Source organism: Sphingomonas sp. (assembly GCF_041661825.1).
Lineage (GTDB): Bacteria > Pseudomonadota > Alphaproteobacteria > Sphingomonadales > Sphingomonadaceae > Sphingomonas.
In genome coordinates, this window is sequence record NZ_JBAZTU010000004.1 from 416,169 (window position 1) to 435,716 (window position 19,548).

Consider the following 19,548-nt stretch of genomic DNA (forward strand, 5'->3'; position numbering starts at 1 on the left):
TCCCTTGTCGCGGCGTCTGGTGCAGGGTTTTGCGTGCAGGCATGCACAAAGCCTGCCAAGCGAGTTTCGGGTAAGCTTTTGCTAACCATATGATGCGAGCACGGGACGCAGAATGACCGATGTGACCACACTCGACGCCGTCGAACCGATCACCGAAGCACCAGTGATGAAGGGGCTGTCGGTCGTTTCGATCGCCAAGTCGTACGACAAGCGCGTCGTGCTGTCCGACGTCTCGGTCTCGGTCGGGCCGGGCGAAGTGATCGGCCTGCTCGGGCCGAACGGTGCGGGCAAGACGACCTGCTTCTATTCGGTGATGGGGCTCGTGAAGCCCGATTCGGGCCGCATCATGCTCGACGGCGACGATATCACCGGCCTGCCCATGTATCGCCGCGCGATCCTGGGGCTGGGCTATCTGCCGCAGGAAACCTCGATCTTTCGCGGGCTGACGGTCGAGAAGAACATCCTGACCGTGCTCGAGCTGTCCGAGCCCGACCCCGCGGCGCGCCAGAAGAAGCTCGACACGCTGCTCGACGAGTTCGGCCTGACCCGGCTGCGCGACGCGCCGGCCATGGCGCTGTCGGGCGGCGAGCGGCGCCGCGCCGAGATCGCCCGCGCGCTGGCCGCCGACCCGTCGATCATGCTGCTCGACGAGCCCTTTGCCGGCATCGACCCGCTGTCCATCGCCGATATCCGCGACCTGATCTGCGAGCTGCAGAAGCGCGGCATCGGCGTGCTGATCACCGATCACAATGTCCGCGAGACGCTCGAGATCGTCGACCGCGCCTACATCATCTATGACGGCCGCGTGCTGTTCACCGGCTCGCCCGCCGAGCTGGTCGCCGACGCCAATGTCCGCCGGCTGTACCTGGGCGAAGGCTTCTCGCTCTAAACCCGATGAGCCTCGCCCCGCGCCTCGATCTGCGCCAGTCGCAATCGCTGGTCATGACGCCGCAGTTGCAGCAGGCGATCCGCCTGCTCGCGCTGTCGAATCTCGAGGTCGAGGGGTTCATCGCGGAGGAGATCGAGAAGAATCCCCTGCTCGAATCGGGCGCGGCCGAGGACGACGGCCCGACCGTCGAGCGCGAGCCCGTCCCCGAGCCGCGCGACGAGCCGGCCAGCGCCGATGAATTGCTGATGGGCGGCGACAGCACGGGCGAGGCCTCGCTCGACGTCGATTTCAATGCCGAGAGCTTCCACCATGACAGCCCGGCCGATGGCGGCGGCATGGACGGGTCGCTCGGGCTGAACGGGGCCAGCGGCGGCGGCATGGGGGAGGACGGGCCCGATCTCGACGGCTTTGCCGATACCGGGCTCAGCCTCGCCGATCACCTGCTTGCCCAGGCGGGCCCGGTGGTGGACGGCGCCGACAAGTTCATCGCGGCGCACCTGATCGACCAGATCGACGAGACCGGATATCTGACCGTGCCGTTGCTTGAGGTCGCCAATCGGCTCGGCGTCGCGCTCGCCCGGGTGGAAGAGGTTCTCGGGATCATCCAGACCTTCGATCCGACCGGCGTCGGCGCGCGATCGCTGTCCGAATGCCTCGCGCTCCAGGCGAAGGAGGCGGACCGCTACGATCCGTGCATGGCGCGGCTGATCGACAATCTGGAGCTGGTCGCGCGCGGCGACATGGCGCGGCTGAAGCGGATCTGCGACGTCGACGACGAGGATCTGGCGGACATGATCCGCGAGCTGCGAAACTATGATCCCAAGCCCGGCTGCCGCTATGGCGGGGAAGCGATGCAGGCAGTGGTGCCCGACATCTTCGTGGCCAAACGCAAGACCGGCTGGGCGATCGAGATCAACGCCGCGACCCTGCCGCGCCTGCTGGTCAATCGCGGCTATTATGTCGAGCTGTCGGGCGGGCAGCAGGACAAGGCGTCGAAGGCCTGGCTGTCCGAATGCCTTGCGAGCGCCAACTGGCTGGTCAAGGCGCTCGACCAGCGCCAGCGCACCATCGTCAAGGTCGCGACCGAGATCGTGAAGCAGCAGGAAGCCTTTTTCGTCCACGGCGTGTCGCAGCTGAAGCCGATGACGCTTCGCCAGGTCGCCGACGCGATCGAGATGCACGAATCGACCGTCAGCCGGGTGACCAGCAACAAATATCTGAGCTGCGCGCGCGGCCTCTATGAGCTGAAATATTTCTTCACGAGCGCGATCCAGTCCTCGGACGGCGGCGACGCGGTCTCGGCCCAGGCAGTGAAGAGCGCGATCCGCGCACTGATCGCGGCGGAGGAGCCGAAGGCGATCCTGAGCGACGACACGTTGGTCGAGCTGCTCAACGCCAAGGGCTTCGACATCGCGCGGCGCACGGTCGCGAAATATCGCGAGGCGCTGGGCATCGGCAGTTCGGTGCAGCGGCGGCGGCAAAAGGCGCTGGAAGGCGTGGGTTGAACACCACGGTGCGGCGGTTCGCGTTCGTCGCATTACTTCTCATGGTGGCAGGAATTTCTGTTCTAGGCACCCTGTTTTGGGCTTGGACGCGAGATATGGCCAAACCCGACCCTCCGATTCTGAGCGACTTGGCTGGTCGTGGGTCTTCCGAGCAGAATGTCAGCTATCAGCACCGATTGCGGCAACGCTTTCCGATCGGGTCGGCCGAAGCGGATCTGGCCGACGGCTTGCGGCGGGAGGGGTTTGTTCAGATCGACTGGGGCGGCGCCACAGGCACTCTCCATCAGGCAGAGTGGAAACGTGAAGGGCTCCCTTGTGCGACCGGCGCCCAAGTTCGCTGGACTGCCGATGACCGGGGCCGGATCACAGGCATTGACGGGCTGTACGGTTATGCCTGCCTTTGACGGGCACAAGGAGAGAAACATGATCATCGTCACGGGAAGCGTCACCGCACGGCCCAACAGTTTCGAGGAACTGCGCCGGGCGAGCCTCGATCATGTCCGTCGATCGCGCACCGAGCCGGGCTGCATCAGCCATTCGGTTCAGGTCGATTGCGAGGACCCGATGCGACTGTTCTTCTTCGAGCGCTGGAGCGACATGGACGCACTCAAGACGCATTTCGTCCAGCCGGGATCGGTCCAGTTCATCGGCGCAATCCGCAGCCTCGCGGCGTCGAGCGCAAGCATCTCGATGTATGAGGCACGTCCCACGGGGTGATGGCGTTCAGCCTTTTCTAAACATTCCCCGATAGTTGGTGGAAATGAGCGCGAATTTCCATGTTGAAGCCGATCCCGACCGCGATCTTGTTCGGATTAGACTGTCCGGATTCTTTTCGCAGGAAGACATTGCAGGCTTTCTCGAAGCACGCCGGGTTGCACATGCAATGCTGCGTTGCGGCCCGAACCAACATCTCACGATCAATGACATCACCGCGATGAAGATCCAGTCGCAGGATATCGTCGCGGCCTTCCGCGACATGCTTTCGGCGCCGGAATATCGATCGCGCCGGCTGGCGTTCGTCACCGGGCCGACGCTTGCCCGATCGCAGCTGATGCGCGCGCTGGTGAACCGCAACGCCCGCTGCTTCAACGATCACTTCCTGGCCGAGATCTGGCTGTTCTCCGCCGACGACCCGCCACTGTCCGGATGGGCGGCCGCCGGCTAACCTGTCGGCGCTAATCGTCCTCATCCTCATAGCCCAGCAATGCCAGCGCCCGCGCCTTGATCTGGCGGGTCATGCACCAATGGACCAGTGCCTCTTCCCGGCCATGCGTCACCCAGACTTCGCGGGGCGCGATCTCGGTCAGGGTGTCGGTCAGCTCGTCCCAGTCGGCATGGTCGGAGAGGATCAGCGGCAGCTCGACATTGCGCTGCACGGCGCGCTGGCGGACGCGCATCCAGCCTGAGGCCATGGCCGTGATGGGATCGGGCAGGCGACGCGACCAGCGATCGTTGAGCGCGCCCGGCGGGGCCATCACGATCCGCCCCTTGAGCTCAGCCTTGGGCACGCCGGTCGCCGGGCGCAGCTCACCGAGATTGACGCCGTGCGCGATGTACAGGTCGCAGAGCCGCTGAAGCGCGCCGTGGAGATAGATCGGATCGTCGAACCCCCGCGCCCGCAACTCGGCGATCACCCGTTGCGCCTTGCCCAGGGCATAGGCGCCGACCAGCACGCAGCGATCGGGATTGGCGTGGAGCGCCGCGGTGAGCTTGTCGATCTCGTTGCCGGTGTCGGGGTGGCGGAACACCGGCAGGCCGAAGGTCGCCTCGGTGACGAACACGTCGCACTTCACCGGTTCGAACGGCGCGCAGGTCGGGTCGGGCCGGCGCTTGTAGTCGCCCGAGACGACGATGGTCTCGCCGCGATGCACGAGTACGATCTGCGCCGAGCCGAGCACATGGCCGGCGGGCACGAAGCGGATATCGACCTCGCCCATGCGCATCGTTTCGCCATAAGCGACGGGATGGCCGGCCTGGGGACCGTAGCGCGTCTCCATGATCGCCAAGGTCTCGGGGGTCGCCCAGACCGCCTCATGGCCGCCGCGCGCATGATCGGCGTGGCCGTGGGTGACGAGCGCTTTAGGCGAGGGGCGCGAGGGGTCGATCCACGCATGGGCGGGCTTCACATAGATGCCGTGGGGTTGCGGATCGATCCAGTCGCCGAGTTTCGCCATGCTCCCTATATGAGCAACGGGAGCCTTGAGTTCCATTGGGCAAGAGGAAGCGTGATGATCGACGTTATGGAGAGACTGGAGCAGCTGGAGCGGCAGGTGCGCCGGCAGCGCCTGATGCTGATCGCGGGCGGCATCGCCGGCGCCGCGGCGCTGCTGACGGGTTTTGCCGCGGGACCGGCCGATCTGATCGAGACGAAGGCGATCCGGATCGTCGATGCGGCCGGCACGCCGCGCATCCTGATCGGCGCGCCGGCGCCGAGCGACGGGCGCGTGCGCAAGGACGGGCAGACCGCGTCGGTCGTCGTGCTGGGACCGGACGGTCAGGACCGGGTGGTGCTGGGCGAAGCGCCGAATCCGAGGCTGGACGGCAAATCCTACCCGCGCGTGGCCGCGTCGTACGGCCTGGTCATCAGCGACAAGAACGGATCCGAACGGGGCGCGGTCAATTATCTCGACAATGGCCGCGGGGTGATCGCGCTCGACCGCCCGGGCGGCGATGCCGTGTCGATGATTGTGAACGAGCAGAGCGGTTTTGCCGGCTTCACGGTGAACTACGCCAATCCACTCGGCAAATATGAGGAAGGCTGGCGGATCGGCACCAAGGGCGACGAGGCCTGGCTGTCGCTGCAGGATCGCGCGCAGGGCGAGCGGGCGCGCCTGTCGAGTCTCGGGGCCGCGGCGCCCAGGCTGGTCAGCCACCCTGCCGGAGCACCTCCCGCACCTTGAACGCGTCGCTTCCTCCACCTCTGGCCAACTGGTTCGCGACGCGTGGCTGGGCGCCGCGGAGCCATCAGCTCGACATGCTCGAGGTCGGTCGCGCCGGGCGGCACGGGCTGCTCGTCGCCACCACCGGCGCGGGCAAGACGCTGGCCGGCTTCCTGCCGACCCTGGCCGAGCTGATCGAATCCCCGACCGAAGGCCTCCACACCCTTTACGTCTCCCCACTCAAGGCGCTGGCGGTCGACGTGCAGCGCAACCTGCTGACTCCGGTCGAGGAGATGGGGCTCGACATCCGCATCGAGACGCGGACCGGCGACACGTCGAGCGACCGCAAGGCGCGGCAGCGGGTGCGCCCGCCGCAAATCCTGCTGACCACACCCGAATCGCTCAGCCTGCTCCTGTCCTATCCCGACAGCTTCCTGATGTTCGAAGGGCTGAAGACGATTGTGGTCGACGAAGTCCATGCCTTCGCCACGGGCAAGCGCGGTGACCTGCTCTCGCTGTGCATGGCACGGCTGCAGCGGCTCGCGCCGGGGCTGCGGCGGGTGGCGCTATCGGCCACGGTCGCCGATGCCGACGGCTATCGCGCCTGGCTCGCGCCCGATGGCGATATCGACCAGGTCACCTTGGTGCAGGGTGAGCCCGGCGCCGAGCCCGACATCGCCATCCTGCTGCCCGAGGGCCGGGTGCCCTGGGCGGGGCATTCGGGGCGCTATGCCGCCGAGCAGGTGATGGCCGAGATCGAGACGCACAAGACCTCGATCGTGTTCTGCAACACGCGAAGCCTCGCCGAGCTGATCTTCCAGGACCTGTGGAAGGTCAACGAGATGCAGCTGCCGATCGGCATCCATCACGGCAGCCTCTCGCTCGAGGCGCGGCGCAAGGTCGAAGGCGCGATGGCCGCGGGCAAGCTGCGCGCGCTGGTCGCGACCGCCAGCCTCGATCTCGGGGTCGACTGGGGCGATGTCGATTGCGTGATCCAGATGGGGGCGCCCAAGGGATCGTCGCGGCTGCTGCAGCGGATCGGCCGGTCCAATCACCGGCTCGACGAGGCGTCGGAGGCCGTGATCGTGCCGGGCAACCGCTTCGAATATCTCGAGGCGCGAGCGGCGCTCGACGCGGTAGTGGCGGGCGAGCTCGATCCTGACATCTTCCGCGCCGGCGCGCTCGACGTGCTGGCGCAGCACATCATGGCCTGCGCCTGCGCCGCGCCGTTCCGGCAGGAGGAGATGCTCGACGAGATCCGCTCGGCCCTGCCCTATTCGGCGCTCGATACCGAGACGTTCGAGCGCGTGCTCGGCTTCATCCGCGACGGCGGCTATGCGCTGAAGGCGTACGAGAAGTTCAAGCGCCTGACTCAGGACAAGGACGGGACCTGGCGCGTCAGCCATCCAAGCTTCGTCGCGCAGCACCGGCTGAACGCGGGCATCATCGTCGAGGCGACGATGCTGACCGTGCGCTTCCGCAACGGCCGCACCTTGGGGAAGGTGGAGGAGGCCTTCGCTGCCTCAATGCGCCACGGCGACACCTTCTTCTTCGCCGGGATGAGCCTTGAGGTGGAAAAGATCGATACCGAAGATCTGATCGTCCGCGCGACCTCCCGGCCCGCGCGCATCCCGACCTATGGCGGGGCGCGCATGCCGATCTCGACCAACCTGGCCGACCGGGTGCGCGGCTTCCTGGCCGATCCCGAGGAGTGGCCGCGCTTTCCGGCGGATGTGCGCGAATGGCTCGAGGTGCAGTCCTACCGATCGAAGCTGCCGACGCCGGGGCAGCTGCTGGTCGAGACCTTCCCGCGCGAGGGGCGGCACTACATGGTCGTCTACAGCTTCGAAGGCTGGAACGCGCACCAGTCGCTCGGCATGCTGCTGACCCGGCGGATGGAGACGCAAGGGTACAAGCCGCTCGGCTTCGTCGCCTCCGACTATTCGATCGCGTGTTATTCGCTCGACCCCGTCACTGACCCCGCGGCCTTGCTTTCGCCCGACATATTGGAGGACGAGTTCGTCGACTGGGTGCAAAGCTCGGCGCTGCTCAAGCGCGCCTTTCGCGAAGTCGCGGTGATCGGCGGGCTGGTCGAGCGCCAGCATCCGGGCAAGCGCAAGACCGGCAAGCAGGTCACTTTCTCGACGGACCTGATCTACGACGTGCTGCGCAAATACGAGCCGAGCCATTTGCTGCTCCAGGCCGCCTGGGCCGATGCGCGCGCCAAGATGACGGATGTCGGGCGCCTGGCCGACCTGCTCGACCGCGCGGCCGAGACGATGCTGCACGTCGACCTCGACCGGGTCTCCCCGCTCGCGGTGCCGGTGCTGACCCTGATCGGGCGGGAGCGGATCGCGATGGGGCTGGCCGACGACGCGCTGCTGATCGAGGCTGAATCGCTGGCGGCAGAGGCGATGCGGCTGGACTGACCCATATCGGTCGAACGTCGGTTTTCTGCTGTCGAATAGCCCCTTGTTGAAGGTCCGCAACGGGCGTAACCTTGTCTCATGCGCGGAATAACCGCCCTTGTGATCGCGATCACGGCCGCCGCCCCCGGGGCGTTGCCTGCGCGTCAGGGCGAGCTACCGCCAGCCGCCACCGACACCACCATCGCCTTCGACGATTCAGCGCAGCGGATGACGGTGCCGGTCACGATCGGCACGACCGGCCCGTTCGCCTTCATCATCGATACCGGCGCCGAACGGACGGTGATCTCGCGCGAGCTCGCCGCGACGCTAGGCCTGTCGCGCGGCCCCGATGTGCGGATGACGGCGATGACCGGCACGAGCAATGTCGGCACGGTGGTGATCCCGTCGCTCAACGTCAGCAGCATCGCCAGCCAGCCGATCGAGGCACCCGCGCTCTACTCCGCGCATCTCGGCGCGCCGGGCATGCTCGGCATCGACACGCTGAGCGGTCATGCCCTGTCGATCGATTTCGAGACCAACCGCATGACCGTGCGGCAGTCGACCAAGCGCAACCGCCCGACGATCAGCAACGGCGACATCGTCGTCCGCGCCAAGAGCCTTTACGGGCAGCTGATCGTCACCCAGGCCTATTACAAGGGCCGGCGGGTCAGCGTGATCATCGACACCGGATCCTCGGTCAGTATGGGCAATTCGGCGTTGCGCGCGCGGATGCGCAGCGAGTTGAAGACGCCGTTGCCGATCACCCTGACCAGCGTGACGGGCGATACGCTGATCGCCGACTATACCCAGGTCACGCGCCTCGATATCGGCGGGGTCACCTTCAATCACTTGCCCATCGCCTTTGCCGATGTCGCGCCGTTCCGCCGCTTCCGCCTGACCACCGAACCAGCGCTGCTGCTCGGCATGGATGCGCTGCGCCTGTTCAGGAAGGTGGATGTCGATTTCGCGAATCGTGAGGTGCGGTTCGCGCTGCCCAAGGGATATCGTTCCAATGGCTTCTGAGCGCTTGCCCGTCGCGCCTCCGAGACCGGCAATGCGCCGGCTGGTCGCCCTGTCGCTTGCGATGGCCGCGATCGCGCCGGGCGCGTCCGTGGCGCAGGATCCCGATCTGCCGCCACCCCCACCGTCCCTGCTCGATTTCAGCAACGCACAGGATCGCATGACCGTCCCCGTGTCGATCGGGAAGAGCGGCCCCTTCCATTTCGTCGTCGACACCGGCGCGCAGCGCACCGTGATCTCGCGCGAGCTGGCCGGCACGCTTGGCCTGACGCCGGGCAAGAATGTCCGGCTGACCGCCATGACCGGCACCGCCGATGTCGCGACCGTGATGATCCCGGAGATCAGCGTCAGCACCCTCGGCGGGACGAGCATCGAGGCGCCGTCGCTCGAATCACGCAACCTGGGTGCGCCCGGCATGATCGGGCTCGATGCGCTTCAGGGCCATGCCCTGCTGATCGATTTCGGCAAGCAGGTCATGACCGTGCGGCCGTCGGTCAAGCGCAGGAAGAGCATCAGCGCGGCACCCGGCGAGGTGGTCGTCCGGGCAAAGGACCTGTTCGGTCAGCTGGTGGTGACCGATGCCGCCTATCGCGGTCGCAAGGTACGCGTGATCCTGGATACCGGTTCGGGTATCACCATGGGCAATATGGCGCTCAAGCGCCGGGTCGGAGGCGGCGCCAAGAAGGTCCGGCCGATATCCTTGTGGGGCGTTACCGGCGCATTGATGACGGCCGACTATACCCAGATCGACAAGGTCGATTTCGCCGGCATCACCTTCTCTCACCTGCCCGTCGCCTTTTCCGATGCGGAGCCCTTCCGCCGGTTCGGCCTGACGGATCAGCCGGCCCTGCTGCTCGGCATGGATGCCTTGCGCCTGTTCGAGCGGGTCTCGATCGATTTCCCCAATCGGGAGGTTCGCCTGGCCGTCTCGCATGATTGGGTGGCCGGCGCGGGATATTCGCCGTTGCGCTCCTACCCCGTCCGCCAGTAGCCTTCCCCCGAACAACGGGGGCGGGCATGCGGATAATCCATCGGACGATAGCGCTTTCCTTTGCCGTGTCGGCTGCGATGATCCCCGTCGGGGCCTCGGCCCAGGCGCTTCGCCCCGACCAGCAGGCGTTCTTCGGGCTCTACAAGGAACTGATCGAGACCAACACGACCCTGTCGTCAGGCAGCTGCACCCAGGCGGCCGCGCAGATCGGCGCGCGGCTGAAGGCGGCGGGGTTCGCCGACAGCGACATCACCACTTTCTCCGTGCCGGATCATCCGAAGGACGGGGGCATCGTCGCGGTGCTCGCCGGATCGGACAAGAAGGCCAAGCCGATGCTGCTGCTCGGGCATCTCGACGTGGTCGAAGCCAAGCGCGAGGATTGGGTACGCGACCCGTTCAAACTGGTCGAGGAAGACGGCTATTATTACGCGCGCGGCACCGTCGACGACAAGGCGATGGCGGCGGTGTGGGCGGACAGCCTGATCCGCTTCAAGACCAGCGGCTACAAGCCGAAGCGCACGATCAAGCTCGCCCTCACCTGTGGCGAGGAGACGACCTTCGCTTTCAACGGCGCGCAGTGGCTGGCGGCGAACAAGCCCGACCTGATCGCCGCGGAGTTCGCGCTGAATGAGGGCGGCGGCGGTCGTTACGATCCGAGCGGCAAGCCGCAGTTGCTCGCCATCCAGGTCGGGGAGAAGGCGGCGCAGAACTACACCTTCGAGACGGTCAATCCCGGCGGCCACAGCTCGCAACCGACGCCCGACAACGCGATCTACGAGCTGGCCGATGCGCTTCAGGCGGTCCGGACCTACGAATTCCCGATCAAGTTCACTGACACCACCCGCGCCTTTTTCGGCGCAACGGCGGCGGCGATGCCGGGGCCGGTGGGCGATGCGATCAACCGCCTGCTCGCCAATCCGGAAGACAAGGCCGCCGATGCGCTGATCAGCCGCGACAAGGCGATGCATTCGACCTTGCGCACCACCTGTGTCGCGACGCTGGTCAATGCCGGCCATGCCGAGAACGCCTTGCCGCAGCGCGCCACCGCCAACGTCAATTGCCGCATCTTCCCCGGCGAGACGGTCGAAGCGACCTTCGCCAAGCTGAAGGAGCTGGCGGGCCCGAAGGTGAAGGTGACGATCAACCAGCCGATCCGCCCGACTGCGATCCCGCCGTCGCTCGACCCGAAGATCGTCGGCCCGGCCAAGGCAATCGCTGCGAAATATTTCCCGGGCCTGCCGATGCTGCCGCTGATGTCGACCGGCGCGACCGACGGCATCTTCTTCCAGGCGATCGGGATCCCGGTTTACGGCGCGCCGGGCATCTTCGTCGATGCCGACCTGAACGGCATTCACGGCCTGAACGAACGGATCAGGACCAGGTCGCTCTATGAGGGGCGGGACTATCTCTACGATCTGGTCAAGGCGTACGCCGGCTAGACTTCGGTCACCCGCGCGGTTTCTGAAGAGCCTCGCCCACGCGTGACATGGTCTGGCCGATCGCCGTTATCTCGGCACCGCAGCGCACCAGATCGGGGCGCGTATTCTCACCCATCGCAGCGGACGCGGTGCGCATTGCCGCTTCCAGATCGATCGAGGGGTTTCGGCCGAGCAGCTTCCCGACGAAGATGAAGGAGCCCGTCTGTGCCGCCTGCAACGTCTCCTTGTCGCCGCTCGCCACGATCAGGGAAAGAACCGCGAGGCAACGCGCGTCGCTGGCTTCGGTAGAAGGAACTGCCTGCGCCGCCGATTGAACGGCATGGGCGGGGCCAGCGGCCACTGCGGCGATCATGCAGAGAGCAGCGGCGGCGCGAAACGACATGGGGTGTTCCTTTCAGGTTCCGGACAGCGAACCCGATGGCGACACGTCTGTCCAGCCCCCTCAGACCGTCACCTGCTCACCCAGCTCGAGCACCTTGCCGGGCGGAATGCGCAGGAAGTCCGTCGGGTCGCTGGCGTTGCGCTGCAGGAACATGAAGATGCGATCCTGCCACAGCGGCATGCCCTGGTTGGCGACCGGCTTCAGCGTGTTGCGGCCAATGAAATAGCTGGTCTTGGCCGGATTGAGCAGCTTCTTCGCGCCTGACTGCTCAAGGCCGAGATCGCGCGGCACGTCGGGCGATTCCATGAAGCCATAGGTCAGCACGACGGCGCAGAAATTGTCGTCGATCCGCGTCGTCCGCGCGCGTTCCTCGGGCGGCACGGTCGGCCGGTCGGCAGTGCGGATGCTGACGATCAGGTTGCGCTCGTGCAGCACCTTGTTGTGCTTGAGATTGTGCAGCAGCGCGCCCGGCGCGCTTTCCGGATTGGCGGTGAGGAACACGGCGGTACCCTCTACCCGCTCCGGCGGGCGGCGGCTCAGCGCGGCGGCGAGATCGGCGAGCGGCACGCTCTGGCGCTGCTCGAAGGCACGCACGATGCCGCGGCCGCGCACCCAGGTGTAGATCAGCAGCGCGATCATCGCGCCGACGACCAGCGACACCCAGCCGCCCTCGATCACGCGCAGGATGTTCGCCCCGAAGAAGATGGTGTCGAGCGCGAAGAAGGGCAGGATCACCGCGAGCGCCAGCGGCCGCGACCAGTTCCAGCGGTGCCGTGCGACGATATAGGCAAGGCAGGTGGTGACGACCATCGTGCCGGTCACCGCGATACCATAGGCCGCGGCCATCGAGGATGACGTGCGGAACTGGATGACCAGCACCAGCACCCCGATCAGCAGCAGCCAGTTGATCGACGGCAGATAGATCTGCCCCGAATGGCGCGCCGAGGTCTGGCGGATGCGCAGGCGCGGCAACAAGCCGAGCTGGATCGCCTGCTGGGTGAGCGAATAGGCGCCGGTGATCACTGCCTGGCTGGCGATGATCGTCGCCAGGGTGGCGAGCAGGACCAGCCAGGGACGGAAGGCATCGGGCGCCATCAGGAAGAACCAGTCCTGGTTGGCGAACGCGACGTGATGCGACGATGCCGTTTCCAGCGCGTTGAGCGCGAACGCGCCCTGGCCGAGATAGTTGAGCATCAGGGCGGGGAAGACCAGTACGAACCAGCCGAGGCGGATCGGCGCGGCGCCGAAATGGCCCATATCGGCGGTCAGCGCTTCGGCACCGGTCACCGTCAGGAATACTGCGCCGAGCACGAACAGGCCGGTCACGCCGTGCGTCATCAGGAATTCGATGCCGTACCAGGGCGACGCCACGCGCAGGATCGAGGGCTCGTCCCAGATGTGCCACAGTCCCATGCCGCCGATCGTCAGGAACCACAGGATGCACACCGGCCCGAACAGCCTGGAGACATGGGCGGTGCCGCGAGCCTGGATCATGAACAGGGCGATCAGGATGCCGATGGTCAGGAACAGGATGGTGTGTTCGCCGACCAGCGTCCCCGCGCCGGGAATCGTGCGCAGACCCTCGACCGCCGACAGCACCGACAGGGCCGGCGTGATGATCGCATCGCCATAGAACAAGGCCGCACCGGCCGCGCCGAGCACCAAAGCGATCATCGATCGCCGCCCGAGCGCGCGCCTGGCGAGCGCGGTCAGGGCGAGCACGCCGCCCTCACCCTGGTTGTCGGCGCGCATCAGGAACAGGACATATTTGAAGGTGACGACGATCGTCAGGGTCCAGAGCGCGAGACTGAGCACGCCGAGGATCTCGCTCGCGTCGATGCCGTCCTGCGCGGATTGGGCCAGCGCCTCGCGAAACGCGTAAAGCGGGCTGGTGCCGATATCGCCGAACACGACGCCGATCGCGCCGATGGTGAGTGCCAGCATCGCCGGATGGGGACGATGCAGATTCCCCGATGTTTCAGGGGCTGATGACATGTGACGTTGGCCTGCCAAGAAGGACGGCGCGCTTTACGCCTGTTGCGGGGCAGCGCAAGCGCTTTTGTTGCACTGCCGCAAGCCGTTGATCTGGGGAGCCGATCGCTGCATAGCAAGACCATGGTTCCCTTTTCGTTCGCCGGTCACGATCTGCTCGCGCTGCCGCAAGGGGCGCTTTTCTGGCCTGCGCGGCGCGCGCTGCTGGTCGCCGACCTGCATTTCGAGAAGGCGAGCTGGTTCGCGATTCGCGGCCAGATGCTGCCCCCTTATGACACGATCGCGACCCTGACCGGGCTGGCCGCGCTGGCGGAGCGCACCGGGGCGGCCGAGATATGGTGCCTCGGCGACAGTTTCCACGACTCGGCCGGGTGCGAGCGCCTGCCGGCCGACGCGCAGGAGATACTGCGTGCGCTGACGACGGGCCGGCGCTGGATCTGGATCACCGGCAATCACGACCGGACGATCGACCGCTGCGGCGGCGAGGTGATGGACGAGGCGCTGGTCGACGGGCTGATGCTGCGCCACGAGGCTGACCCGCGCGAGACCCGGCCCGAGCTGTCGGGACATTTCCATCCCAAGCTGCGGGTGCGGGTACGCGGACGGCAGGTCTCGCGCCGCTGTTTCGTCGCCACGCCGACCAAGCTGATCCTGCCGGCGTTCGGCGCGCTGACCGGTGGACTCGATGCGGATCACCCGGAGATCGTCCGCGCGGTGGGTGCGGGGGCAGAAGCGCTGGTGCCGGTGGAGGACCGGCTGTTGCGGTTCCCGCTCGCGGCCTAGATCGCCTTGGCCAGCGCCGGGAAGCCGGCCTTGAACGCTGCGACCTTCGGCTTGTCCCACTGCACGATGTACGGGTGGCGCGGGTTCCGGTCGTAGAAATTCTGGTGATAGGCCTCGGCCGGATAGAAGCCGCCGTTTTCCAGCCTGGTCACGATCGGTGCCGGGAACGCACGGGCCTTGCCGAGCTGCGCGATATAGGCGGCGGCGACGGCACGCTGTTGCGGCGTCTGCGGGAAGATCGCCGAGCGATAGCTGGGGCCGCTGTCCGGCCCCTGGCGATTGAGCTGGGTCGGATCGTGCGCGATCGAGAAATAGACGCGGAGCAGCGTCGCGTAGCTCACCTGCGCCGGATCGAACACGATCTTCACGGCTTCGGCATGGCGCGTCGTCTCGGTGCTGACCTGATCATAGGTCGCGCTGGTCGCCGCCCCGCCGGCATAGCCCGAGGTCACGTTGCGCACGCCTTTCACCCGTTCGAACACCGCCTCCATGCCCCAAAAGCAGCCGCCGGCCAGCACGGCGGTCTGGAGCCCGGGCGTCTTCGGCACGTCCTGCGCGGCGACAGGGATCGGCACCGCGCGCTCGGCATTGGCGACGCCGCCCGACAGGGCGGCAAAGGCCACACCGGCGGCGGCGGTGGCGGCTAACAGGGACTTGATCATGGATCGTCTTTCGATGGGCCTCGACGACGATGTAGGAACTCCCGGCTGAACCGGAAGTGGACGGTCAGGAAAGGGCGTGGATCGCCGTCGCCAGATTGCTCACCAGCCCCTTCGCCTCGGCGGGCTGGAGGAGGAGCAGGCCGATCGCGCCGATGACGAAGCCGCCGGCGAAGCGCAGGAAGAAACCGTCCTTCAGAATAGCGAGCATCGCCATCTACCTTCGTTATGTCCGGGCGTCTGAACGGCCCGGGTCGATTCGTTACGGAGCCAGCTTTTTGCTTCGCCCGGATGAACGAAAGCTGGCTGTTCCTATCGTACGGCCGCGCAGGCCGTCTGGATGCGCTCGCAGGCCTCGCGAAGCAGCTCTTCCGAGGTCGCGTAGCTGATCCGCATCGCCGGGGAGAGGCCGAACGCCGCGCCCTGCACCGCCGCGACCTTCGCCTCGTCAAGCAGATAGGCGACCATCACCTCGTCGGTGTCGATGACCACGCCCTTGGGGGTCGACTTGCCGATCAGGCCTGAGAATTCCGGATACACATAGAAGGCGCCCTCGGGCCGCGGGCAGGTGATGCCGTTCGCCTGGTTGAGCATCGACACGACCAGATCGCGGCGCGACTGGAACAGTGCGGCATGATCCTTGAGGAACGACTGATCGCCGGTCAGCGCTGCGACCGAGGCGGCCTGGGCGATCGAGCAGGGGTTGGAGGTCGATTGCGACTGGAGCTTGGCCATCGCCTTGATCAGCCACGGCGCGCCGCCGGCGAAGCCGATCCGCCAGCCGGTCATCGCATAGGCCTTGGAGCAGCCGTTCGCGGTCAAGGTGCGCTCGTAGAGCGACGGGCAGACCTGCGCGATCGTCGTGAACTCGAACCCGTCATAGATGATATGCTCGTACATATCGTCAGCGAAGATCCAGACATGCGGGTGCCGCTCGAGCACGTCGCCCAGCGCCTTGAGCTCGGCGGCCGAATAGGCAGCGCCGGTCGGGTTGGACGGCGAGTTGAGGATGACCCATTTGGTCTTCGGCGTGATCGCCGCTTCGAGCTGCTCCGGCAGCAGCTTGTAGCCCTGTGCCGGGCCCGCTGCGACGAACACCGGGGTGCCGCCGGCGAACAGCACGACGTCCGGATAGCTCACCCAATAGGGCGCTGGCACGATCACTTCGTCGCCGGCATCGACCGTCGCGACCATCGCATTGAACAGGGTGTGCTTGCCCCCCGCGTTGATAGTGATCTGGTCGGGCGTATAGGTCAGGCCGTTGTCGCGCTGGAACTTGGTGATCACCGCCGCCTTCAGCTCGGGCGTGCCGTCGACATTGGTGTATTTGGTCTTGCCGTCGCGGATCGCCTGGATGCCGGCTTCCTTGATGAAGTCGGGCGTGTCGAAGTCGGGCTCGCCGGCACCCAGGCCGATCACGTCGACACCGGCCCGCTGCAATTCCTGCACGCGCGAGGTGATCGCGAGCGTGGGGGATGGCTTGATTCGAGCGAGCGCGGCGGATGGTTGCATGAAATAGGCGCCTTTGTCTGGGAGCGGCGCGGCTATAGACCCGGGTCGGTTCCGTTCGCAACCGCAACAATGGCGGGAATCAGCCCCCGGAGCGCATTTCCGACAAAAAAGCGACCGGCGAGGTCAGCGATGGTCAGATCGCCCTCGATCGCGCGGCCGCTGGCGATCAGCTCGGCGCGCAATATGCCGGGCAAGAGCCCGCGGTCGAGCGACGGCGTGACGAGCAGGCCGGCGCGCTCGACGAAGAGCGAGGTGAAGCTGCCTTCGGTCAAATAGCCGTCGGGATCGAGGAAGAGCATGTCGAAGCAACCGGCCGGCGGCTTGCCGTAAAAGGCGCGGTCGCTGGTCTTGTGACGCAGGCGAAAATCGGCGGGATCGACCGGCAGCGGCACCACAGCGACCGTGACCGGCTCGGCCGGCGCGCGCGGCATGGGCGAGACCTCGATCGCGATCGCGCCGCTCTTCGCCAGCACCAGCCGGATGCGGCGCGGCTTGCGCAGGCGGAAGGTCGCTGCCTGGAGTTCGTTGCGCACCGCATGGCGATCGAACGGGAAACCGAACAGCCCAGCGCTCGCCTTCATCCGCGCGAGATGCCGTTCGAGCAGGGACATGCCCGTTTCGGGATCGAACGCCATGGTCTCGATCAAGTCGAATGTGCTGCTGCTGGTCAGGAAATCACCCTTGGCAAGGCATTCGTCCCATTCCTCATGCGCTGTCGAATCGGCGACGATGCCGCCACCTACCCCGAACAACCCTTGGGACAGACCATGCGCGTCGCCGCGCCGGATCGCCAGAGTCCGGATGGCAACGTTGAACATCGCATCGCCGCCCGCGTCCAGCCGCCCGATCGCACCGGTATAGGCGCCGCGCGGCGGACTGGCGCGTTCGACCTCGGCGATCGCCTGCATCGCGCGGATCTTCGGGGCGCCCGTGACCGAGCCGCAGGGGAAGAGCGCGGCCAGCACGTCGATCGCATCGCGGTCCTCGGCGAGGTCGGCAGTGACGGTCGAGACCATGGTGTGGACGGTCGGATAGGTCTCGACCGTGAACAGGGCCGGCACCGCGACGCTGCCCGGCCGGGCGATGCGCGAGAGATCGTTGCGCATCAGATCGACGATCATCAGGTTTTCCGCGCGCTGCTTGGGATCGGCGCTGAGCGATGCCGCAAGCGCGCGGTCCTCGGCCGGGGTCGCACCGCGGCGCACCGTGCCTTTCATCGGGCGGCAGGTAAGCCGGCGATCGTCCAGCGCGAAGAAGAGTTCGGGCGACAGCGACAGCAACATATCCTGGCCGGTGTCGATCAGCGCGCCGAACCCGGCGCGCGCACGGGCACGGAGCTGCGCGTAGAGCGCAAGCGGAACGCCGGCATGGCGGACGGTCGCGCGGTAGCTGAGATTGATCTGATAGACATCGCCCGCCGCGATCAGATCGAGCACGCGGGCGAACTGGTCGTCATAGGCCGTCTGGTCGATCCCCGGCTCGGGCGGGGCGATCCAGGCCCCGGCGGGATCGGGCAGGAGCGCGGGGACGTCGCTCGGCGCGATCTCCTCATAGTCCTGGAACAGGCCGAACCAGAGCAGCGGCGCATCGTTCGTGCGCGAATCGCCCAGCACCGGCTCGAACGCGGCGCCGGCGTCGTACGACAGGAAGCCGGCGGCATGGAGCCCGGCATCGCGCGCGGCGCGGAGCGAGTCGAGCGCGGGCAGGACTTCGGCAATGGTCCGCGCCTCCACCACGCGCACCGGCCGGCGATAGAGGCGCGCGGGGGCGGCTTCCTCTCGGGCATCGTCCAGCAGAACGAAGGGGGCGGTTTCACGGGCGAGCATCAAGTTGGCGCCAAATGCAACCGCGCGCGGCGCTCGGCAAGCCCACGCTTGCCCGCGAGCGTGGTGGCGCTTACCTCATCGCCATGGCTCTCCCTCCCCTTCGCGCGGCGATCGTGCCCGTAACGCCGCTCCAGCAGAACTGCTCGCTGATCTGGTGTACCGCGACGATGCGCGGCGCGTTCGTCGATCCGGGCGGGGACCTGCACAAGCTGCGCGCCGCCGCGACTCAGCACAATGTGACGATCGAGAAGATCATCCTGACGCACGGCCATATCGACCATTGCGGCGAGGCCAAGCCGCTGGCCGAGGAGTATGGCGTGCCGATCGAGGGGCCGCACGAGGCCGACCGCTTCTGGATCGCGCGACTCGACGAGGACGGGAAGAATTACGGCATCCGCGGCGTGGTGTTCGAACCCGACCGCTGGCTGGTCGAGGGCGACACCGTCACGGTCGGCGACCTGACGCTGGACGTCTATCACACGCCCGGCCACACGCCGGGCCATGTGATCTTCCATCACGCGCCCTCGAAGCTGGCGCTGGTCGGCGACGTGCTGTTCCAGGGATCGGTCGGGCGCACCGACTTCCCGCTCGGCAACCATCAGGACCTGTTGCGGTCGATCGTCGAGAAATTATGGCCGCTCGGCAGCGACACGGCCTTCATCCCCGGGCACGGCCCACCCAGCAACTTCGCGCATGAGCGGCAGCATAATATGTTCGTGAGCGATCGGGCGATGGCCGCTTAGCTGCACCCTGCTCCTCCCCTTCAGGAGAGGGGTTTGAGAAGGCGGACTCATCCCGCGGCCGGGACCGTCTCGATCACCGTCGGTTTCGCATCATGCTTGGCGATCAGCGGCAGGCTGATCGCATAGAGGCCAAGGCCGATCAGCAGGAGGAAGGTGACCCCGGTCCCGATCGAGCGGCCGAGCTTCATGCCGTCCATGCCGAGCGGATGCAGGATACGCGCGACGAGGAAAGCGACGCTTGCCACCCAGAGCCAGGTCGAGGTGCCGGCGGTGAATTCGATCAGCGCGATCAGGATCAGGATGAAGGGGGCGTATTCCGTGAAGTTCGCCTGGGCGCGCATGCGACAGATCAGCGCTGCATCACCGCCGTCGCCGATGCTGACCTTGGCCTTTTGCCGAACGCCGCCGGTGCGAAGTGCGAGCCACAGGGCGATCAGCGCGGTGGCCCCCGCGGTCGTGAGTGTGATCGGCAGCATGATCGGATTCATCGTGTCTCTCCCCCTTTATAGTGCGCGCGAGC

Annotated in this window: 20 protein-coding genes; 12 read left to right on the forward strand and 8 right to left on the reverse strand. The window is 66.6% G+C overall.

Annotation, left to right across the window (positions count from 1 at the left end):
* Positions 1-112: 112 nt before the first annotated feature.
* The 5 genes from lptB (at position 113) to WC729_RS20520 (ending at position 3,559) form a co-directional block, all read left to right on the forward strand.
* Positions 113-889, forward strand: coding sequence for an LPS export ABC transporter ATP-binding protein (gene lptB / locus WC729_RS20500; protein ID WP_372856251.1), 777 nt, complete (start codon positions 113-115; stop codon positions 887-889).
* A 5-nt stretch (positions 890-894) separates the two neighbouring features.
* Positions 895-2,394: an RNA polymerase factor sigma-54 gene (gene rpoN, locus WC729_RS20505; RefSeq protein ID WP_372856253.1), complete on the forward strand. Its 1,500-nt coding sequence runs from the start codon at positions 895-897 to the stop codon at positions 2,392-2,394.
* On the forward strand, positions 2,391-2,798 hold the full coding sequence (locus tag WC729_RS20510; protein ID WP_372856255.1) for a hypothetical protein: 408 nt from the start codon (positions 2,391-2,393) through the stop codon (positions 2,796-2,798). Before rpoN ends, WC729_RS20510 begins: the two co-directional genes overlap by 4 nt.
* A gap of 19 nt (positions 2,799-2,817) precedes the next feature.
* The gene (locus tag WC729_RS20515) at positions 2,818-3,111 is read left to right on the forward strand and encodes a putative quinol monooxygenase (RefSeq protein WP_372856257.1); all 294 of its coding nucleotides are present in this window, start codon (positions 2,818-2,820) and stop codon (positions 3,109-3,111) included.
* 166 nt (positions 3,112-3,277) lie between these two features.
* Positions 3,278-3,559, forward strand: coding sequence for a hypothetical protein (locus tag WC729_RS20520; protein ID WP_372856259.1), 282 nt, complete (start codon positions 3,278-3,280; stop codon positions 3,557-3,559).
* A gap of 10 nt (positions 3,560-3,569) precedes the next feature.
* On the opposite strand, the gene WC729_RS20525 is transcribed toward WC729_RS20520, so the two are convergent.
* Positions 3,570-4,568 (reverse strand): ligase-associated DNA damage response exonuclease, encoded by a 999-nt coding sequence (locus tag WC729_RS20525; RefSeq protein ID WP_372856261.1) that lies wholly within the window; start codon positions 4,566-4,568, stop codon positions 3,570-3,572.
* 54 nt (positions 4,569-4,622) lie between these two features.
* Here WC729_RS20525 and WC729_RS20530 point away from each other — a divergent pair, with 54 nt between their 5' ends.
* The 5 genes from WC729_RS20530 to WC729_RS20550 all read left to right on the forward strand — a co-directional run bounded on the left by WC729_RS20530 (position 4,623) and on the right by WC729_RS20550 (position 11,131).
* Positions 4,623-5,294 carry a hypothetical protein gene (locus tag WC729_RS20530; RefSeq protein WP_372856263.1) on the forward strand — a complete coding sequence of 224 codons (672 nt, stop codon included), beginning with the start codon at positions 4,623-4,625 and terminating at the stop codon, positions 5,292-5,294.
* Positions 5,295-5,314: 20 nt separating this feature from the next.
* Positions 5,315-7,702 carry a ligase-associated DNA damage response DEXH box helicase gene (locus WC729_RS20535; protein WP_372856642.1) on the forward strand — a complete coding sequence of 796 codons (2,388 nt, stop codon included), beginning with the start codon at positions 5,315-5,317 and terminating at the stop codon, positions 7,700-7,702.
* Between the two features lie 78 nt (positions 7,703-7,780).
* The gene (locus tag WC729_RS20540; protein ID WP_372856265.1) at positions 7,781-8,704 is read left to right on the forward strand and encodes a retroviral-like aspartic protease family protein; all 924 of its coding nucleotides are present in this window, start codon (positions 7,781-7,783) and stop codon (positions 8,702-8,704) included.
* A gap of 31 nt (positions 8,705-8,735) precedes the next feature.
* Positions 8,736-9,692 (forward strand): aspartyl protease family protein, encoded by a 957-nt coding sequence (locus WC729_RS20545; protein WP_372856267.1) that lies wholly within the window; start codon positions 8,736-8,738, stop codon positions 9,690-9,692.
* Between the two features lie 26 nt (positions 9,693-9,718).
* Entirely contained in the window at positions 9,719-11,131 is a 1,413-nt protein-coding gene (locus tag WC729_RS20550; protein ID WP_372856269.1) for a M20/M25/M40 family metallo-hydrolase, read from the forward strand.
* 7 nt (positions 11,132-11,138) lie between these two features.
* Here WC729_RS20550 and WC729_RS20555 read toward each other — a convergent pair whose 3' ends face one another.
* A complete protein-coding gene (locus WC729_RS20555) occupies positions 11,139-11,513 on the reverse strand; it encodes a hypothetical protein (RefSeq protein WP_372856271.1) in 375 nt (124 codons plus the stop codon).
* Between the two features lie 60 nt (positions 11,514-11,573).
* Complete coding sequence (locus WC729_RS20560; protein ID WP_372856272.1) at positions 11,574-13,457, reverse strand: potassium transporter Kup; 1,884 nt, start codon at positions 13,455-13,457, stop codon at positions 11,574-11,576.
* A 171-nt stretch (positions 13,458-13,628) separates the two neighbouring features.
* Here WC729_RS20560 and pdeM point away from each other — a divergent pair, with 171 nt between their 5' ends.
* A complete protein-coding gene (gene pdeM, locus WC729_RS20565; RefSeq protein WP_372856274.1) occupies positions 13,629-14,288 on the forward strand; it encodes a ligase-associated DNA damage response endonuclease PdeM in 660 nt (219 codons plus the stop codon).
* Here pdeM and msrA read toward each other — a convergent pair.
* The 4 genes from msrA to pabB all read right to left on the reverse strand — a co-directional run bounded on the left by msrA (position 14,285) and on the right by pabB (position 18,285).
* Positions 14,285-14,950: a peptide-methionine (S)-S-oxide reductase MsrA gene (msrA, locus tag WC729_RS20570; RefSeq protein WP_372856276.1), complete on the reverse strand. Its 666-nt coding sequence runs from the start codon at positions 14,948-14,950 to the stop codon at positions 14,285-14,287. The two genes, pdeM and msrA, sit on opposite strands and share 4 nt — an antisense overlap.
* A 64-nt stretch (positions 14,951-15,014) precedes the next feature.
* Positions 15,015-15,164: a hypothetical protein gene (locus tag WC729_RS20575; RefSeq protein WP_372856278.1), complete on the reverse strand. Its 150-nt coding sequence runs from the start codon at positions 15,162-15,164 to the stop codon at positions 15,015-15,017.
* Positions 15,165-15,259: 95 nt separating this feature from the next.
* The gene (locus WC729_RS20580) at positions 15,260-16,459 is read right to left on the reverse strand and encodes a pyridoxal phosphate-dependent aminotransferase (RefSeq protein ID WP_372856280.1); all 1,200 of its coding nucleotides are present in this window, start codon (positions 16,457-16,459) and stop codon (positions 15,260-15,262) included.
* A gap of 32 nt (positions 16,460-16,491) precedes the next feature.
* A complete protein-coding gene (gene pabB, locus WC729_RS20585; protein ID WP_372856282.1) occupies positions 16,492-18,285 on the reverse strand; it encodes an aminodeoxychorismate synthase component I in 1,794 nt (597 codons plus the stop codon).
* An 83-nt stretch (positions 18,286-18,368) separates the two neighbouring features.
* Between pabB and WC729_RS20590 the strand changes: the two genes are divergently transcribed.
* Complete coding sequence (locus WC729_RS20590; protein WP_372856284.1) at positions 18,369-19,028, forward strand: MBL fold metallo-hydrolase; 660 nt, start codon at positions 18,369-18,371, stop codon at positions 19,026-19,028.
* Between the two features lie 47 nt (positions 19,029-19,075).
* On the opposite strand, the gene WC729_RS20595 is transcribed toward WC729_RS20590, so the two are convergent.
* The gene (locus tag WC729_RS20595) at positions 19,076-19,516 is read right to left on the reverse strand and encodes an MAPEG family protein (RefSeq protein WP_372856286.1); all 441 of its coding nucleotides are present in this window, start codon (positions 19,514-19,516) and stop codon (positions 19,076-19,078) included.
* Between the last annotated feature and the right edge of the window lie 32 nt (positions 19,517-19,548).